This is a genomic window from Sinomonas sp. (assembly GCF_051955515.1).
GTDB lineage: Bacteria > Actinomycetota > Actinomycetes > Actinomycetales > Micrococcaceae > Sinomonas.
Genome location: NZ_JBQCGQ010000079.1, coordinates 1 through 15,604 on the forward strand (window position 1 = coordinate 1; position 15,604 = coordinate 15,604).

Annotated in this window: 16 protein-coding genes; 5 read left to right on the plus strand and 11 right to left on the minus strand. The window is 67.9% G+C overall.

Translation table 11 applies throughout. The features are described from left to right. The 6 genes from ACTHL9_RS04525 to ACTHL9_RS04550 form a co-directional block, all read right to left on the minus strand. Positions 1–948 (minus strand): methylenetetrahydrofolate reductase, encoded by a 948-nt coding sequence (locus ACTHL9_RS04525; protein WP_440517604.1) that lies wholly within the window; start codon positions 946–948, stop codon positions 1–3. A 320-nt stretch (positions 949–1,268) separates the two neighbouring features. Further along, complete coding sequence (locus tag ACTHL9_RS04530) at positions 1,269–2,477, minus strand: ROK family protein (protein ID WP_440517624.1); 1,209 nt, start codon at positions 2,475–2,477, stop codon at positions 1,269–1,271. 70 nt (positions 2,478–2,547) lie between these two features. Then, positions 2,548–3,762, minus strand: a complete 1,215-nt coding sequence (locus ACTHL9_RS04535; RefSeq protein WP_440517605.1) for a class I SAM-dependent methyltransferase — start codon at positions 3,760–3,762, stop codon at positions 2,548–2,550. A gap of 4 nt (positions 3,763–3,766) precedes the next feature. Further along, a complete protein-coding gene (locus ACTHL9_RS04540; RefSeq protein ID WP_440517606.1) occupies positions 3,767–5,236 on the minus strand; it encodes a phytoene desaturase family protein in 1,470 nt (489 codons plus the stop codon). Positions 5,237–5,269: 33 nt separating this feature from the next. Beyond that, the gene (locus ACTHL9_RS04545) at positions 5,270–5,935 is read right to left on the minus strand and encodes an alpha/beta hydrolase family protein (RefSeq protein WP_440517607.1); all 666 of its coding nucleotides are present in this window, start codon (positions 5,933–5,935) and stop codon (positions 5,270–5,272) included. Between the two features lie 34 nt (positions 5,936–5,969). Further along, positions 5,970–6,623, minus strand: a complete 654-nt coding sequence (locus tag ACTHL9_RS04550) for a bifunctional 4-hydroxy-2-oxoglutarate aldolase/2-dehydro-3-deoxy-phosphogluconate aldolase (protein ID WP_440517608.1) — start codon at positions 6,621–6,623, stop codon at positions 5,970–5,972. A 122-nt stretch (positions 6,624–6,745) separates the two neighbouring features. On the opposite strand from ACTHL9_RS04550, the gene ACTHL9_RS04555 reads away from it, so the two are divergent. The 4 genes from ACTHL9_RS04555 to ACTHL9_RS04570 all read left to right on the plus strand — a co-directional run bounded on the left by ACTHL9_RS04555 (position 6,746) and on the right by ACTHL9_RS04570 (position 10,588). After that, the gene (locus ACTHL9_RS04555; protein WP_440517609.1) at positions 6,746–7,768 is read left to right on the plus strand and encodes a sugar kinase; all 1,023 of its coding nucleotides are present in this window, start codon (positions 6,746–6,748) and stop codon (positions 7,766–7,768) included. Next, on the plus strand, positions 7,765–8,526 hold the full coding sequence (locus ACTHL9_RS04560) for an IclR family transcriptional regulator (protein WP_440517610.1): 762 nt from the start codon (positions 7,765–7,767) through the stop codon (positions 8,524–8,526). The genes ACTHL9_RS04555 and ACTHL9_RS04560 overlap by 4 nt, the downstream gene beginning before the upstream one ends. A 143-nt stretch (positions 8,527–8,669) precedes the next feature. Further along, complete coding sequence (locus ACTHL9_RS04565) at positions 8,670–9,716, plus strand: LysM peptidoglycan-binding domain-containing protein (RefSeq protein ID WP_440517612.1); 1,047 nt, start codon at positions 8,670–8,672, stop codon at positions 9,714–9,716. Positions 9,717–9,733: 17 nt separating this feature from the next. Continuing rightward, complete coding sequence (locus ACTHL9_RS04570; protein WP_440517614.1) at positions 9,734–10,588, plus strand: ribokinase; 855 nt, start codon at positions 9,734–9,736, stop codon at positions 10,586–10,588. Here ACTHL9_RS04570 and ACTHL9_RS04575 read toward each other — a convergent pair. Beyond that, the gene (locus ACTHL9_RS04575; RefSeq protein ID WP_440517616.1) at positions 10,561–11,373 is read right to left on the minus strand and encodes a molybdenum cofactor biosynthesis F family protein; all 813 of its coding nucleotides are present in this window, start codon (positions 11,371–11,373) and stop codon (positions 10,561–10,563) included. The two genes, ACTHL9_RS04570 and ACTHL9_RS04575, sit on opposite strands and share 28 nt — an antisense overlap. 376 nt (positions 11,374–11,749) lie before the next feature. Here ACTHL9_RS04575 and ACTHL9_RS04580 point away from each other — a divergent pair, with 376 nt between their 5' ends. Beyond that, a complete protein-coding gene (locus tag ACTHL9_RS04580) occupies positions 11,750–12,829 on the plus strand; it encodes a DNA polymerase IV (protein WP_440517617.1) in 1,080 nt (359 codons plus the stop codon). Positions 12,830–12,831: 2 nt separating this feature from the next. Here the strand turns inward: ACTHL9_RS04580 and ACTHL9_RS04585 are convergent, their stop codons facing one another. The 4 genes from ACTHL9_RS04585 to ACTHL9_RS04600 form a co-directional block, all read right to left on the minus strand. Then, positions 12,832–13,188: an MmcQ/YjbR family DNA-binding protein gene (locus ACTHL9_RS04585; RefSeq protein WP_440517618.1), complete on the minus strand. Its 357-nt coding sequence runs from the start codon at positions 13,186–13,188 to the stop codon at positions 12,832–12,834. Positions 13,189–13,237: 49 nt separating this feature from the next. Further along, positions 13,238–13,492 (minus strand): hypothetical protein, encoded by a 255-nt coding sequence (locus ACTHL9_RS04590; protein ID WP_440517620.1) that lies wholly within the window; start codon positions 13,490–13,492, stop codon positions 13,238–13,240. A 261-nt stretch (positions 13,493–13,753) separates the two neighbouring features. Next, entirely contained in the window at positions 13,754–14,110 is a 357-nt protein-coding gene (locus ACTHL9_RS04595; protein ID WP_440517621.1) for an SPW repeat protein, read from the minus strand. Positions 14,111–14,172: 62 nt separating this feature from the next. Then, entirely contained in the window at positions 14,173–15,492 is a 1,320-nt protein-coding gene (locus ACTHL9_RS04600) for an MFS transporter (RefSeq protein WP_440517622.1), read from the minus strand. Positions 15,493–15,604 lie beyond the last annotated feature (112 nt).

The following is a 15,604-nucleotide window of genomic DNA, read 5'->3' on the forward strand; positions in this document are numbered from 1 at the left end:
TCAGCGGGCCCGGTGGTGGGCCGCCAGGGAAGGCCGAGACGGCCGGGGGAGGTTGAGGCGGGAGAGCACGTCGAGCGCGCTCTCGTGTTCGTTGAACGTGTAGAGGTGCAGCCCGGGGGCGCCGGCCGCGAGGGCCGCTTCGGCGAGGCCCACTGTGGCCTCGACGCCGATCCGCCGGGCGGCGGCGACGTCGTCGCCCGCCGCGCGGATGCGGTCCACGAGTGCCGCTGACGGCGCCACACCACTGAGCTCGGAGAGCTTGAGGATCCGGCGCAGGCTCGTGAGCGGCATGATTCCGGGGATGATCGGGATCGTGACGCCCGCGCGCCGGGCGCGATGGACGAGCGAGGAATACTGCTCGGGCTCGAAGAAGACCTGGGTGATCGCGAAGTCCGCGCCCGAGCGCTGCTTGGCGAGCAGCACCTCCACATCGTGGCCCTCGCTCGGCGACTCGGGATGCTTCATGGGGTAGGCCGCGACACCGATCGCGACCTTGCCGGCCGCGAACTGCGCCGAGCGGCGCAGCTCGATCCGGCGGATCAGCTCGATCAGGTCCTGCGCGTACTGCAGGCCGTTCGACGGGAGGACGCCGTCCCGCGGCCGGTCGCCGCGCAGCGCGAGGATCCCGCGCACGCCGCGGTCGAGGATCTCATTGACGACGGCGTTGAGCTCCTCGGGCGTTCCACCCACGCAGGTGAGGTGCGCGAGCGGGCGGAGCGTGGTCTCGAGCTGCAGCCGATCGACGAGGTCGAGGGCTTTGGCGTGGTTGGAGCCTCCGGCGCCATACGTCACGGAGACGTAGTCCGGATTGGTGCACTCGAGCTCGCGGACCGTGTTCCAGAGCGTGACCGCCGCCGCGTCGCTGCGCGGGGGGAAGAGCTCGTAGGACAGGGCCACGGGCGCCGTGGTGGTGGAAGTCGGGGCGTCGATCAGAGTGGGTGGGGACATTTGCAGACCTTGGATTCCGGTGACGGTTATTCAGGGAACGCAGGGCATGCCGGTCCAGCAACGCCGCCGCGGCTGGCGTCTCACGAGACCGGCTGCCTGCGGCAAATGTCAGGCCCTCACGGGGGCACCCACATCCCCGCACCGGGGATCGCTGACACGTTGCAGCAGCAACTTGGTAACGAGACTAGGGATGCCGTCACCGTGCATCAAGCGTTCGCGGCCAATCCCACCCAAATATCCCGAATGCTACGAAGAAGACGTTCGGTGACGTCACGTGACGCGCGAAGTGGCGCGCGCCGCCGTCGTCCTCCTCGGAACGCTCAGCCCTCCAGCAGCAGGCGCTCGGCGCGCGGGGCGAGCGCCCGCTCGAGGACAAGGCACGCCGCCCCCACGGCCCCGACATCCTCGCCGAGCCGCGTCCCGTCGAGACGCACGCGGTGAATGCCCTGCGTGGCCAAGCGGGCGTTGACCAGGTCGGGAAGGACCTCCAGCACGAAACCGGCCACCGGGTGCCAGAAGGGCCCACCGAACACCATCCGGTCGACGTCCACGAGATTCCCGACCACGGACACACCCCACGCGAGGCTGCGCGCGGCTCCGCGCATGATGGACATCGCGGTCTCGTCGCCCTCCCCCGCGAGCTCGGACAGCCGAGCGAAGGCGGCCTGGAAGTCCCGTGCGGTGGGGTTGTCGGGCAGAACGGGAAGGATCCCGGCCACGACGGCCTGGCTCACGATGACCTGGGGCTCGAGCACGGTGCCGATCGTCCCGCGCATCCCGCACCCGTCGCTGCACACGGGGCCGTCAGGATCCACGATGATGTGGCCGATCTCCCCCGCATTGCCCGACGTGCCGCGGTAGACCTCGCCATTGAGCACGAGGCCGCAGCCCAGGCCGGTCCCGAGGTAGAAGAAGATGAAGCTGCCGGACCCGCCCGGGCCGCCCGCCCAGATCTCGGCGACCGCGGCGCCCGTGACGTCCTTGTCCACGGTCGTGGGAAGCCCGGTGGCACGGTGCACCAGGTCCTGCAGGGGAACGTCCACCCAGCCGCGCAGAAGAGGCGGCCCCACCACGGCTCCCCGCTCGAGGTCGATTGGGCCGGGAGCGGCGACCCCGAGGCCCGCGACGAGACTGCGATCGACTCCCGAATGCGCGAGGAGCTTCTCGACGCATTCGGCGATGGCATCGACGATCTCCTGCGGATCGTGGCTTTGGGGCGTGACGAAGGTGTTCTTCTCGACCACGGAACCCACCAGGTCCAGGAGCACCACGGTGATGAGTGCGGGATCCAGATGCACGCCCATCGCGTACATCCCCTTCGGATTCAGCCGAAGGATCGTGCGCGGTTTCCCGGGGCCGGTCCCCTCTTTGCCGGCCTCGACGATGAGCTTCTGGTCGAGCAGCCGGCGGGAGATATTGGAGATGGTCTGCGGAGAGAGGCCCACGAGCTGGGCGAGTTCCACGCGGCTCAGCCCCGCCTCGGAACGGCGGATCGCGTCGAGGATGACCGTCAGATTGAAGTCCCCCATGCGCGGCAGATTCGTCCCGCGCCGGGGCGCGGGCTGGCGTGGCTGCTCCGTCACGAGGTCCTTTCGACTGCTACGTGATTGTCCTCTCACTTACGTTACCCTGTCCAGACCCGTCCCCCTGCGAGCCGCGACCGTGGCCGGCCCGGGGCGTCCGCACAGATCGGGTCACGGTGAACTTGCCGGCTCGGCCCTGCACCGACGTCGGGCCCACCGTTGCCTTGAGCCGCTGCCGGTAGTCGAGGTGGGTGTTGTAGACGGCCCACAGCTCGCCGCCCGGCCGCAGGACGCGGGCCGCGGCGTCGAAGAGCTTGAGGGCGGCTCCCGCGTGGACGCTGGCGCCGAGGTGGAACGGCGGGTTGAGGAGCACGACGTCGGCCGAAGCCTCCGCGCGCGAGGAGGCAGCGTCGTCGTGCTCCACGGCGACACGAGACGCGACGCCGTTGGCCTCCATGGTGGCACGCGCGGAACGCACCGCCCCGGCGGAGCGATCGGTCGCCACCACCGTCGCGGTGGGGTGCGCGAGCGCGTATTCCGCCGCGAGGGCGCCGGTCCCGCATCCGAGGTCCATGGCATCGCCTGCCGGCATGCGGTCCACGAAGCCCAGGAGGAGCCGGGTCCCCGGGTCCAAGCGCGATCCCGCAAAGGCGGCGCCGTGCGCGCACAACGTGAGGCCCACATCGTCGTGCCTTTCGCAAACCGGGAACGGCGGACGCTCGGGGACCGGCAGCGGCCCCTCGGCGACGAGCAGCCGCGACTTCTGGACCGCGAGCTCCGCCCGGACCGACGCGAAGCGCGAGCGCAGGACGTCGTTCATCGCGAGCGTCATGTGCTTGACGCGCCCGCCCGCAATTACCTGAACGTCGGGCGTCGCCCAGCGGGCGACGGCGTCCGCGATCTCCTCGAGCTCGGCCAGCCCGCGCGGGAGCTGGTGGAGGACGAGCCGGGCGCCGTCGAGAAGTTCGGGCCCGAGCTCCTCGGGGCGCTGGATGCCCTTGAAGCCCAGCGCAGCCGCGTTGCGCTCCAAGGCGGCCCGTCCGGTCGCAAGATCCTGGTGCACCCGGACGCCGCTCAGGCCAGCCGCGGCCAGGCGCAGGGCGAGGGCACCGTAGCCGTCCCCGATGACGGCGATGTCGCCCCCAGTCAGCGATCGCGAGGCCGCCTCAGCGACGCCGCGCTCGCCCAGGAGCCGGTCCGTGGCATCCCACGCCTGAAGGTTGGGCGCCTCGACATCGGGGAAGCGGCGCAAGATCTCGTACGGGAAGGGCCGCGCCGGGTCAACGTGCACCCGACTACTCTATGCGGGTCTCTGCGGGCAGCCGGGATGCGCCTCGGCGGCGGAGGTAGGCCAAGGCGCGCTCGGCTGCGTGGAACCCCGCCATCCCGTGGACTCCCCCGCCCGGTGGAGTCGCTGCCGAACAGAGGAAGACCCCGGGCACCCCGGTCGAGTAGGGGTCCGAGGTCAGGCGGGGGCGGAACACGATCTGGAGGCCGGAGTTGGCTCCCGTGCTGATGTCGCCGCCCACGTAGTTCGCGTTGTGCGCTTCGAGCGCGGCCACCGATCGCACGGAGACCGAGAGGATGCGATCCCTGAAGCCGGGGGCGAAGCGCTCGATCTGCGCGGTGATGGCCTCCGTCGCGTCACCCGGGTATCCGTGAGGAACATGGGCGTAGGCCCAGAGGGGATTGACGCCGTCGGCCGAGCGGGACGGATCCGCGGCATACTGCTGCCCGACGAGGACAAAGGGTGTCTCGGGCATGCTGCCTCGCACGTTCTGTTCTTCCGCACGGGCGATCTCCTCGATGGTGCCGCCGAGATGCACCGTGCCGGCGAGCCGCACGTCCGGCGCCTCCCAGGGAACCTCGCCGCGAATCGTGTAGTCGACTTTGAACGCCGCGGGGCCGTAGCGATAGCTGCGATAGGAGCGCCCGACGGCGGCCGGGAGCCTTCCGTCGAGGATGCTCGCCGCAGCCTGCGGGGAGACGCAGAGGAGAAGCAGGTCAGGTTCGCCCGCCTCGCCGACCCGCCCGAGCCTCTTTCCCGTCTCGATGGTTCCACCGAGTTCGCGGAGCCTGGCCGCGAGCGCATCGGAAATCGCCTGGGTGCCGCCCTCCGGCACGGGCCAGCCGACGGCGTGCGCGGCCGCGCTGAGGACCAGACCGACCGAACTGGAGAACGGCGCGTTGAGCGAGGCGAAGGAATGCGCGGCCACGCCGCCGAAGAGCGCACGGGCCTCATCGTGCCGCCAGGCCTTCGCGAGCACAGTCGCGGGAAGTGCGGCGAGCGCGCCGAAGCGAACCAGGGCAAGCGGATGGCGGGGCACTCGGAGGAGGGGGCCGAGGATGTCCGGGACGAGCTGTTCGAAGCGGCGCGCCGTGGCCCCGATGATCGCGTCCCAGGCCTTGCCGTCTCCGCCGAGCCCCTCCGCGGTCCTGCCCGGGTCGCGGTACAGCAGCCCGGCGCGGCCCCCGTCCAGCGGGTGGGCGAGCTGCACCTCGGGCCAGCGCCAGCGGAGCCCGTGCCGCTCGAGTCCGAGGCTCGCGAGAAAGGGCGAGGCGACGGCCATGGGGTGGAATGCCGAACATTCATCGAAGATGAGCTGGCCTGCGAGGCCGCCCGGCGCTGGCCGCCGAACGGAGCGGGCGCCTCCCCCGATCCCCGGCTCGGCCTCGAGCACGCGGACGGCGACGCCCGCCTGAGCGAGCCGGACGGCGGCGGCGAGTCCATTGGGCCCGCTCCCCACGACGACGGCGGTTGTCATGCCTCCATCCTTGCACCCGGGCCCGACAGCGGCTCAGGCTCCCGAGCGCACAAACGCCGCCGCCAGCGGTGCCAGCGACTCGGCGACCTCATGCGGCGTCCGCTTGACCCCCTTCACGCCGAAGGAATGGTCGGCGCCCTCCCGCCAGGCGAGGGTCGCGGAGGGAAGCCGGCCGACGACGGCCTCGAGCAGCTGCGGCTGAGCGAGAGTGTCGCGCGTGCCTTGAAGGAAGAACATGGGCAGCGTGAGCCCATAGAGATGCTCGTCGCGAAGTTTCTCGGGCTTGCCAGCGGGGTGCAGCGGGTACCCGAGGAAGATCAGTCCCGCGACGTCCATGACGCCCTCGGCGACGGCCATCGACGCCATGCGGCCGCCGAAGGATTTGCCGGCGGCCCAGATCGGCGTCCCGCTCGTGCGTCGTCGAGCCTCGTCAACCGCGGCTGCCCAGACTGGGAGCGCTTTCGGTGCGCGATCCGGCAGGCGCCGGCCCGCGTCCATGTACGCGAAATTGAACCGCAGGGTCGAGAGGCCTTCGGCAGCAAGTCCATCGCAGAAGCCCACCATGAAAGGGTGGTCCATTCCGGCGCCGGCGCCGTGCGCCACCACCACCATCGCGTCCGCTCGGTCAACAAGCGTCACGACGCCGGAGACGTCCCCTTCGGGCGCCGGGATGGAAATGCGTTCGCTGCGTGCGCTCATGGTCCTATCCTGCAGGAGCGTGCGCAGACTCCGCTCAGGAACCTGCAGCTGCCACGCCGAGCGCGGCGGTGAAGTCGGCGGCGCGGGACGTGATGGACTCCCATTCCCCTGCCTCGACGGCCGACGGCGGAACCACCGAAGTGCCGCAGCACACCGCGAGCGCCCCGGCGTTCAGGTAGGAACGCGCGTTGGAAGCGTCGATCCCGCCCGACGGGAGCAGCTTGACGCCCGGGTACGGTCCGTGGAGATCCTTGAGGAACATCGGGCCCACCTGACGTGCGGGGAAGATCTTGACGATTTCCGATCCGAGGTCGAGCGCCTGAGCGACCTCCGACGGAGTCATCGCGCCGAGGCTGATGGGGACTCCGGCAGCGGTGGCAACCGCGGCGACCTCGGGGCGAATGCCCGGCGTCACGAGGAACTGAGCGCCGGCGTCGATGGCCGCGCGGGCCTGGTCCGCCGTGAGGACCGTGCCCACGCCGACGGCGGCGCCGTGCTCGCTCGCGGTGTCCGCCGCCCGCCGAATGTGGGTGAGCACATCCGGCGTGGTGAAGGTCAGCTCGAGGGCGCGGATGCCCCCCGCGGCGAGTGATGCAGCGAGTTCGGCGGCGTCGGGGATCGAGGGGGCGCGGACGACGGCGAGCGTCCGGTCCGCGGCGAGCAGGGCGAGGAGTTCTTCCTGAGTCACGAGCATCTTCCCTTCGAATCCCCACCTGGGGTTTCGTTGCGTATTTTGCAACGAACGTTGCAAGTTTTCGCCTTCCTGTTTAGCATTGCCGGGAAACCGCCGTCAACAGGAGTGGAGTTCCGATGCCGACTGCCGTATGCGTGGGCGAGACCATGGCCGTGCTGAGCCCCGAACCGGGCCAGCCGCTCGAGGCGGCGAACGTGCTCAACGTCGGCATCGGCGGCGCCGAGTCGAACGTTGCCATCGGCTTCGCGGCAATGGGACTCGACTCGCACTGGGTCAGCCGCGTGGGGCGCGATGGTTTCGGAACTCGCATCCTCGCCGAACTCGATGAGCGAGGCGTGGACGTGTCCGCTGTCGAGACGGACGAGGCCCACCCGACCGGGCTCTACGTCAAGATCCCCCGCACAGCCCAGTCCCCGGCATCGGTCCTCTACTACCGCCGCGGCTCGGCAGCCTCAGCCATGGGGCCGCAGCTGCTGGACCGCCCTGAGGTGGCCGACCTGCTCGATCGGGCATCGCTGATCCACCTCAGCGGGATCACGGCGGCGCTCTCGGAGGAATGCCTCGCCTTCCTGCAGGCGGTGCTCGCGCGGCCGCGCCACGGCGCGCATGTGAGTTTCGACGTCAACTGGCGCCCGTCGCTCTGGGCTGGGCGGGACCCGGGCATCCTGAGGGACCTCGCGAACCAGGCTGACATCGTGTTGGTGGGCCGCGACGAGGCGGAGCTTGCGCTGGGAACGGGCGACGACGTCGCCATCCGTGCGCTGCTGCCCAACCCCGAGGTGGTGGTCATCAAGAATGAATCGACGAGCGCCATCGCCCTCATGAAGGACGGGCAGCGCTGGGAGGTGCCTTCCCTCACGGTCGACGTCGTCGAGCCCGTGGGCGCGGGCGATTCCTTCGCCGCGGGCTACTTGAGCGGGATCCTCCTCGGCCTCGATCAGAGGGCGAGCCTGCGCAGAGGCCATGTGGCCGCAGCCTGCACGCTCGTCGTCGCCGGAGACCACGGGCCGCTGCCCTCGGGCCCCGTTCTCGAGCGGATCTTGGGCTGCACGGACGATGAGTGGAGCTCGACCTCGGCCTCCCGAGCTGGTTTCGCCATCGCCGGTCAGGCACTCGGGGTCGAGGCCGTGCGGCCATGAGCCAGAGTCTCCTGCGGGCCCTCGACCTGCTCGGCGAGCTCGCGGCAGGCCCTGCGAGCCTCGATGAGCTCGCCTCTCGCGCCACCGTGCACAAGACGACCGTGATGCGGCTGCTCCACGACCTCGAAGAGAAGGCCTTCGTGGTCCGCGACGAGCAGCAGCGGTACCGTCTGGGCCGGAAGCTCTTCGAGCTCTCCTCGCTCGCCCTCGAGCAGCGCGACATCCGCGCGCTCGCCCGACCGCATCTCCAGCGGCTGAACGAGGCTACTGGCCATACCGTGCACCTCGCGGCGTTCGAGGGACCCGAGGTCACCTATATCGACAAGCTCGAGTCCCGGCATCCCGTGCGCATGTCCTCACGGATCGGGCTGACCGCGGCGCTCCACGCGGCGGCGGTCGCAAAAGTCCTGCTCGCGGATCTGCCCCGAGAGCGGCGCGAAGCCATCGCGGCTACTCTTGAGTACACCCAGTTCACGGCCCGAACCATCAGCGACCCGGCTGCGCTCCTGGCCGAACTCGAGGACGTAGCACGCCAGGGCTGGGCCCTCGACGCCTCCGAGCATGAGGAGTTCGTCCACTGCATCGCGGCACCGATCCGCGACGAATCGGGCCGGGTCGTCGCTGCCGCCTCGTGTTCGGTTCCCGTCGTGCTCCTGGACCGACCCGGGCTGCTAGGCCTCCTCCCGGACCTCACCTCCTGCACGCACGCGATCTCCGAGGCGCTGGGGTGGGCCCGGGCCGACACGAAAGCCGGCTGAGCCGAATACGGGAAATGTGACCGAACTTTCGGAAACCGTATGGTTGGATATGTCCAACGGCTGAAATCCGCGGAATTCCTGCCGCCTGCCCTATGGCTCGGCACCGACGGATGGCAGCAAAGGTGGGGAGGAGTATTGCCGTCATGACCAATGCACGTCGGTTCAGAGCCGCATCGGTGACCGCTTCGGCTGCCGCGCTGACAGCTGCCATCGCTGCGCCCGCCGTGGCTGGCGGCGACCTCTACACAGTCCGGGCAGGCGACACCCTGAGCGGGATTTCCGCGCGAACGGGAGTCCCCTTGAACACCCTCTTCCAGCTCAACGGCCTCGGCTGGAGCTCGATCATCTACCCGGGGCAGCAGATTCGCCTCTCCGACGCGGGGGCTGCACCTGCCTCTCCCTCCCCAGCCCAGTCCGCACCGGCTGTCACCTACACGGTCAAGAGCGGTGACACGCTGTGGGGCATCTCGCAGCAGACCGGCGTTCCACTGGGAGATCTCTTCCGGCTCAACGCGCTGGGGTCAACCTCGACCATTTATCCCGGGCAGCGGATCGTCCTGCGTGAATCGGCCACTGCCGCTCCGGCCCCCGCGGCGGCCTCCAGCCCGACTCCGGGCGCGGGCGCTGCCGCTCCCGCCCAGGGGAACGTCCAGGCGGCCACGGCGCCGCAGCCCGCCTGGACATCGTCGATGTGGGACGACGCGGCCGCCCGGAGGAAAACCCTGTGGGGCATTTCCGAGAAGACTGGAATTCCGCTCGAGACGCTCATGAAGGGCGGCTCCTCCGCTCCCGCGACCGAGACCGTCGCCCAGGTCCAGGCAATCGTCCGTCAAGTCGCAGCGAGCATGGGTGTTCCCACCAATCTGGCTCTCGCCATTGCAGAGCAGGAGTCGGGCTTCCGGCAGAACGTCACGTCCTCGGCGGGTGCCATCGGCGTCATGCAGATCATGCCCGCGAACGCCGGCTGGGTTTCGAGCCTCGCCGGCCGCACACTGGACCTCCGCAATACGACTGACAACGTCACGGCCGGCGTCGCCATGCTGCGGTGGCTCCTGCAGAACGCCGCAAGCCAGGACATCGCGATCGCGGGCTACTACCAGGGGCTCTACGGCGTTCAGGCCTACGGCATGTATCCGGACACCAAGGCCTACGTCGCTCAGGTCAAGGCCAGGATGGCGAAGTTCTCCTAGCCTCCCGGCGCACGGACATGGCGACTCGCCCGCGGCCCCTGGTGATCCTCGGCAGCATCAATCTCGATCTCATCGCGACTGCCGCACGCTTGCCCCGGCCCGGTGAGACGGTAGGCGGCGGGATCCTGACGCGTCAGCCCGGAGGGAAAGGCGCGAACCAGGCCGCCGCCGCCGCACGGCTGGACGGGTGCTCGCGACTCGTCGGCGCGGTGGGCGACGACGGCCCTGGACGCGAGATGCTCGCCGCCTTGACGGCGATAGGAGTCGACACGGGTGGCGTCGCCGTCCGCGAAGACCCCACGGGCACGGCACTGATCCTCGTTGACGCACTCGGTGAGAACGAAATTGTCGTCTGCCCGGGCGCCAATTCCCACGTCACGCTCGACGGGATTCGCCTGGATCACGAGGACCTGCTGCTGTGCCAGCTCGAGGTGGGGATCGACGTCGTGCTCGCCGCCTCCCGCCGACACCCGGGGTTCCTTGCCTTGAATGCGACCCCCGCGCAGCGCTTGCCTGAGGAATTGGTGAGGCGATGCGACCTCGTCATCGTCAATGAGACGGAATATGCGAGCATTCCTGAACTCACTGATGCGGGCCTCGTGGCCGTAACCTTCGGCGCGGAGGGCTCGGCACTCTTCGAGGAGGGAAAGCTGGTCGCTCGAGCGCCGGGCGAGAAGGCCGACGTCGTCAACACCATCGGCGCGGGAGACGCATTCTGTGCAGCTCTTGTGCTCGCCCTGCGCGCCAAGATGGCCTACGCCGAGGCCCTCGCTGTGGCGAACCGCGTCGGAGCTCACGCTGTCACGCAAGCCGCCTCCCAACCCGCCCTATCACCGCTATCGCATTACCTGATGGGCGCGGCCGGATCGTAGGCGGCCGGATGAAGTGTGGCCGAAAGCAGTCTGCCGAAGGCTCCGAACGTGAAATGGGTCGGAATTGTCCCGGTCTCATCGAGGCCGAACAGGGCTCCATGCGACCGCATTGCGTGAATGTTGCGATGATCCGCAATGGTGACTGAAGCGCACGGAATCACTTTCTCGCGCCACGCGAAGACATAGATCCCGGGCCGAATTTCCCAGACGCTGTTCTCGTCGGTATCCGCAAGCCCCTTTTCCGGCCCTGCGAGACACTGCCACGTGTACCACTGCGGAGAAAGGTAGATGTGCTCGTAGGCGTGCTGGTCACTGTAGACCCACAGCACGCGGCGTCCTATGAGTGCATTGGTCGGGGCGGGCACAGCATGCTCCGTCGCGGATCCCTCCAGCACCGACGCGGCGAAGGTCTGCTGGACTCGGGTTTGCCCCGGGCGCCTTTCCTCTTCTGTCAGGATGGCGCTCCGAATTCTCAGCGCGCTGCCGTTCCTGAGGTCCAGGACGAGCGAAACTGCCTCGGCGGGTCTTTGACCGTCATGAAACTGGACAAAATAGAGCTGCTCGTCGACTTCGAATGCCTCATAGGGATCGCTGTGCCCTGCACAGTCGACGGTGTGCTCCGCAAAGCGATAGGCGATTCTTTCGCCCGTCGGATCAGTGGTGACGATTTCCCTTCCCACTAATGCACGGGAGTGGGGCGCCTTGTTGGCGTCAAATCCTGGCGCGAGACCATCGAGTGGCAGCCAAGTGGAGGTATCCGAGAGATTTACTGCGGTGTCAGTCATAAGACCAGTGTGTGAAGATGCGTCGGGCTGGTCTTGACTCTGCGCGTCGGCATCTTGCCCGAGAGCGCGCACATAATCTGAGCCTCCCGCCTCGAATGCGGAGGTTATACATGTCGAAAAGTTCCACATGAGCAGTTGACGAACCGGCGGTGGGCCGCGTTACGGTGGTCAAGCGCACCACCGCCCGCTGGGGGCCGGTTGTGCGTCGGCGCGCCCGGGAATCTAAGGGCAGAGCACCGGGCGCGCCGCCAGCCTCATATTCTAGCGTCGATCACGAGTGCACTGGCCAAAACCGCACTCTTTCTGAGGTCAGCGGCACGTTCGAGGATTCATTTGGAAACGGAAATTCAGTCCAATTCGACAGGATCGAGGGGATGTGACCGTCGCTGATTCCGCATGGGTGCTCCACGTAGACCTCGACCAGTTCATCGCGGCGGTCGAAGTGCTTCGGCGACCCGAGCTCGCCGGGAAGCCGATCATCGTAGGCGGTCGTGGCGACCCGACGGAGCGAGCGGTGGTCTCGACCGCGTCCTACGAGGCCAGGGCGTTCGGAGTGGGCTCTGGAATGCCCCTGCGCATCGCCGCGCGCAAAGTGCCTGAAGCCGTGATCCTTCCGGTTGACCACGAGGCGTACTTGGAGGCGTCCGAAACGGTGATGGCCACTCTCCGCGCCCAGCCCGGGGCCACCGTCCAAGTGCTCGGCTGGGACGAGGCCTTTGTCGGCATCGAAACAGATGACCCGGAAGCCTACGCGCGTTCGCTGCAGGCCGCTGTCTTCGAGCGCACCCAGCTGCACTGCAGCGTGGGCATTGGCGATACCCTCGTCCGAGCAAAGGTGGCCACGGGCTTTGGCAAACCGGCCGGAGTCTTCCGCCTCACCTCCGCGAACTGGCTGGACGTCATGGGCGATCGGCCCACCAAAGACCTGTGGGGCGTAGGAGCCAAGGTGTCTGGCCGCCTCGCCAAACTCGGCATTAAAACCGTCGCGGAGCTTGCAGCGGCCGACCCCCAAACTCTGATCCCAGAGTTCGGGCCGAGGATGGGCCCTTGGTACGCGCAGCTCGGACGCGGCGAGGGGGCGAGCGTTGTGGACGACAGTCCCTGGGTCGCGCGCGGACACAGCCGCGAGACGACGTTCCAGCAGGACCTAACGGAGACCGCGCAGGTGGCCGAGGCTCTCAGGGAGCTGACGGCACGGGTTCTCGAGGATATTGGCGCCGAAGGTCGGCCTGTCATTGGTCTGACCCTCAAAGTGCGCTATGCCCCGTTCGCCACCAAGACGTATGCGAGGAAGATCCCCGAGACGTCCGAGGGGAACGAGATCCTCGCCCGCGTCTTGGAGCTCGCCTCCGGAATCGAGGCAGGCCGCCCCATCCGGCTCCTAGGCCTGAGGGCCGAAATGCCCATGCCCGACGATGCCCGAAAGGGACACACGCCCACGCGCAGCGGCTGGTGAGGTCAGCTACGGTCAGGTTTCGCGGCGGGACGTTTGGACTTTGGCAACTTGGCGACGACAAGCTCGTAGGACGCGTCGATGGCGTCCCGGATCTCGTCGTCGGGAATCGCCCCGCCCATCCGCAGAGTGTTCCAGCCAGAGCGCCCCAGGTAGGCCATCTTCGCCGCGTCGCCGGGGTACTGAAGCAGCCACTCGTCGGCCTCTTCGCGATCCGCTCCGCACTTGACGCCCACCGACGAAGCGCCGGTGAACGCAAAGATCTTGTCGGCCACCTTGGCCACGATGTCACCCTCCCAGGGCTCATCGAGCCACGCGCCTGGCTTCGTCAGGCAATACCCCTGCAGCTCTTCGGGCGTCATGCCCCCGAGGCTATCGGAGCCTGTCCCCTGCGGGGAGTCACGGACCAGACTACGGGTGGCGCGCAGCCTGCCTGCTGAGCAGCGCCGGAATCTCCCAGCCCTCCCAGGGGCGATCAGTGCTGGGCAGCCGTAGCTCAGAGGGGCGGGCGAGGAGGTGCCGGACCCGGCCCGAGGCAGTGCACCAGGCTACCCTTCCCCTGTCGGCGCTTCTGCTGACGAGGTACCCGTGGACCTCTCCGTGCTGGGTGATCGCAATGACGCGGCAGGGAAGCCTGGCCTCTTCCCAGAGCGCCCAGGCATTCATCGGGCCCCTCCTCGCGGATGAGTCCAGCCAAGGCAACGTTCAGCCATGCCGAGACCTCCCCCGGGACGATCGAATCCCCACGCCCCGGAACCGAGAGGTGCGGAGAGTGCGAGCCAAATGTATCCATCGTCCGGAGAAGGCGGGAAAGGCCTTTGGTCCCGATCCGCGGTGAACATGTGGGGAAGGAAAGCTCTGCCAGGTCACAGGGCAAAGGCAGGGGTCGCGGCCAAGCTGGCCGAGACCCCTGCTTGAGCGGTAGCGCTAGTGCGATGGCCGCATCCGGTGCTGCGTGTCAACAGCCGGCTTGATGGCCGCCGCAGTGACGACTGCCGCGATGATTCCTGTGATCCACGAAGTCCACGCTGCGCCCGTGAGGTCGTAGTACCTACCGATCCACGGGGAGACGAACAGCAGGATTCCGAGGGCGCACTGAACGTACTCGAGCCACGGCGTGCCGGGCAGGGACAGGTTCAGAACGCCCGCGACGATCAGCAGGATGCCGAAAACGAGCATGAGGGCCATCGACGCGCCGGTCTGCTTAGTCCAGATGACCGACAGTGCAGCATACAGGCCGCAGATCCCCGCGACGTAGTCCTCCCATCGTGTCCACTTCTTCATTTCTCTACCTCCTCACATTCCTCCCGCGCGTTCTCCTGCGGGAGGAAGTCAGTGTTCGCTGTTCACGCCAGACGGTGCGAGGAACGTTCCGCGGCTCTCGATTCCTTGGGCACGGGGCGATCCCCGGTCTTCCGCAGCGTCAGCATCACCAGGCCAGCCGCCAGCAGGCACGCGGCGAGGAAGATCGACGCGGCCAGGAAGCTCCCGTTCGTGGCATCTTGGAGGAAGCCACCCACGTACGGTCCAACGAAGCCGCCGAGGTTGCCCACGGCATTGATGAGGCCCATCGCGCTTCCGGCGACCACCACCGGCATAGCCCGGGAAGCGGAGGCCCAGAAGGGCCCGTCGTAGGCGAGTGCTCCCGCCATCGCAATGCTGATGAACGCAACGGCGACGATCGGCATCGCGCTTCCGGTGGCCACCGAGATGACGAGCGCCACGGCGCCGATCGCCATGGAGAGCAGGACGTGGGTCGAGTAACGGCCGGACCGGTCCGCACCCTTGGCGTTGTACCAGAGGGCGAACATGGCTAGCACGTACGGTATTGCCGTCACGAATCCAACCTCGAGCGCGGAGCCGGAAGTGATCGTCTTGACCACCTTCGGCAGCCAGATGTTCAGCCCGTAGAAGCCGATCTGGATCAGGAAATACACGAGGGTCAGACGCCAGACCGCGCTGTTCGAGAAGACGTGCTTGATGCTGACGTGTTCGTGGGCTGGCGCGGCGGCTTGATCCGCGGCCAGGCCTTCTTCGATGAAGGCGCGCTCCTCAGGCGAGCACCACTTGGCGTCCCGCGGGCGGTCGGAGATCAACAGCCACCAGATGGGCGCAGCGATCACGAATGGGAAGAGGCCCTCGATGATGAACAGCCAGCGCCAGTCGGAGAAGGAGAGAATCCAGCCCGAGAGGGGGGCCGTGATGATCGATGCGATCGCGATATTCATCATCCAGAACGCATAGGCCCGAGCACGTTCGGCGGCAGGGAACCAGTGGCTGATGAGCACTAGGATCGCGGGCCAGATGCCCGCTTCCGCCACGCCGAGCAGGAAGCGGACGACGAGCAGCTCGCCAAAGTTCTGGACGAAGCCAGTAGCGACCGCCAGGACACCCCAGACGAGGACCATGATTCCGACGAATTTCTTAGCGCTCCAGCGTTCGGCCAGATGACCCCCTGGGATCTGCAGAGTCAGGTAGCCGATGAAGAAGATCCCTGCGGCGAGACCCTGCTGGGCAGCGTCGATACCGAGGTCCTTCTGGAGACCGCCCAGGGCGAACCCGATGTTGGTCCGGTCCATGAACGAGATGATGTAGACAATGATGGCCACGGGGATCAAGCGGGTCCAGCGCTTCCTCCCAATGGCTTCGCGGACGACTCCGGCCACGGCAGTCCTCCTACCTTCTCTCTCAGAATTTCGTTGATTCACGGTTGCGGGTGAGTAGGTCAGCTCATGCAAGCTCCCTCCTGGTCCTTTTCCTGGACCCCTCTCGCGGGCA

Excerpts from the sequence above, each read along its gene's own strand:
- ACTHL9_RS04545 (WP_440517607.1), bottom strand. The coding sequence starts at position 5,935 with ATGAGCGCACGCAGCGAACGCATTTCCATCCCGGCGCCCGAAGGGGAC.
- ACTHL9_RS04560 (WP_440517610.1), top strand. The coding sequence starts at position 7,765 with ATGAGCCAGAGTCTCCTGCGGGCCCTCGACCTGCTCGGCGAGCTCGCG.
- ACTHL9_RS04595 (WP_440517621.1), bottom strand. The coding sequence starts at position 14,110 with ATGAAGAAGTGGACACGATGGGAGGACTACGTCGCGGGGATCTGCGGC.
- ACTHL9_RS04540 (WP_440517606.1), bottom strand. The coding sequence starts at position 5,236 with ATGACAACCGCCGTCGTCGTGGGGAGCGGGCCCAATGGACTCGCCGCC.
- ACTHL9_RS04530 (WP_440517624.1), bottom strand. The coding sequence starts at position 2,477 with ATGGGGGACTTCAATCTGACGGTCATCCTCGACGCGATCCGCCGTTCC.
- ACTHL9_RS04575 (WP_440517616.1), bottom strand. The coding sequence starts at position 11,373 with ATGACTGACACCGCAGTAAATCTCTCGGATACCTCCACTTGGCTGCCA.
- ACTHL9_RS04525 (WP_440517604.1), bottom strand. The coding sequence starts at position 948 with ATGTCCCCACCCACTCTGATCGACGCCCCGACTTCCACCACCACGGCG.
- ACTHL9_RS04555 (WP_440517609.1), top strand. The coding sequence starts at position 6,746 with ATGCCGACTGCCGTATGCGTGGGCGAGACCATGGCCGTGCTGAGCCCC.
- ACTHL9_RS04565 (WP_440517612.1), top strand. The coding sequence starts at position 8,670 with ATGACCAATGCACGTCGGTTCAGAGCCGCATCGGTGACCGCTTCGGCT.
- ACTHL9_RS04585 (WP_440517618.1), bottom strand. The coding sequence starts at position 13,188 with ATGACGCCCGAAGAGCTGCAGGGGTATTGCCTGACGAAGCCAGGCGCG.
- ACTHL9_RS04590 (WP_440517620.1), bottom strand. The coding sequence starts at position 13,492 with ATGAATGCCTGGGCGCTCTGGGAAGAGGCCAGGCTTCCCTGCCGCGTC.
- ACTHL9_RS04570 (WP_440517614.1), top strand. The coding sequence starts at position 9,734 with ATGGCGACTCGCCCGCGGCCCCTGGTGATCCTCGGCAGCATCAATCTC.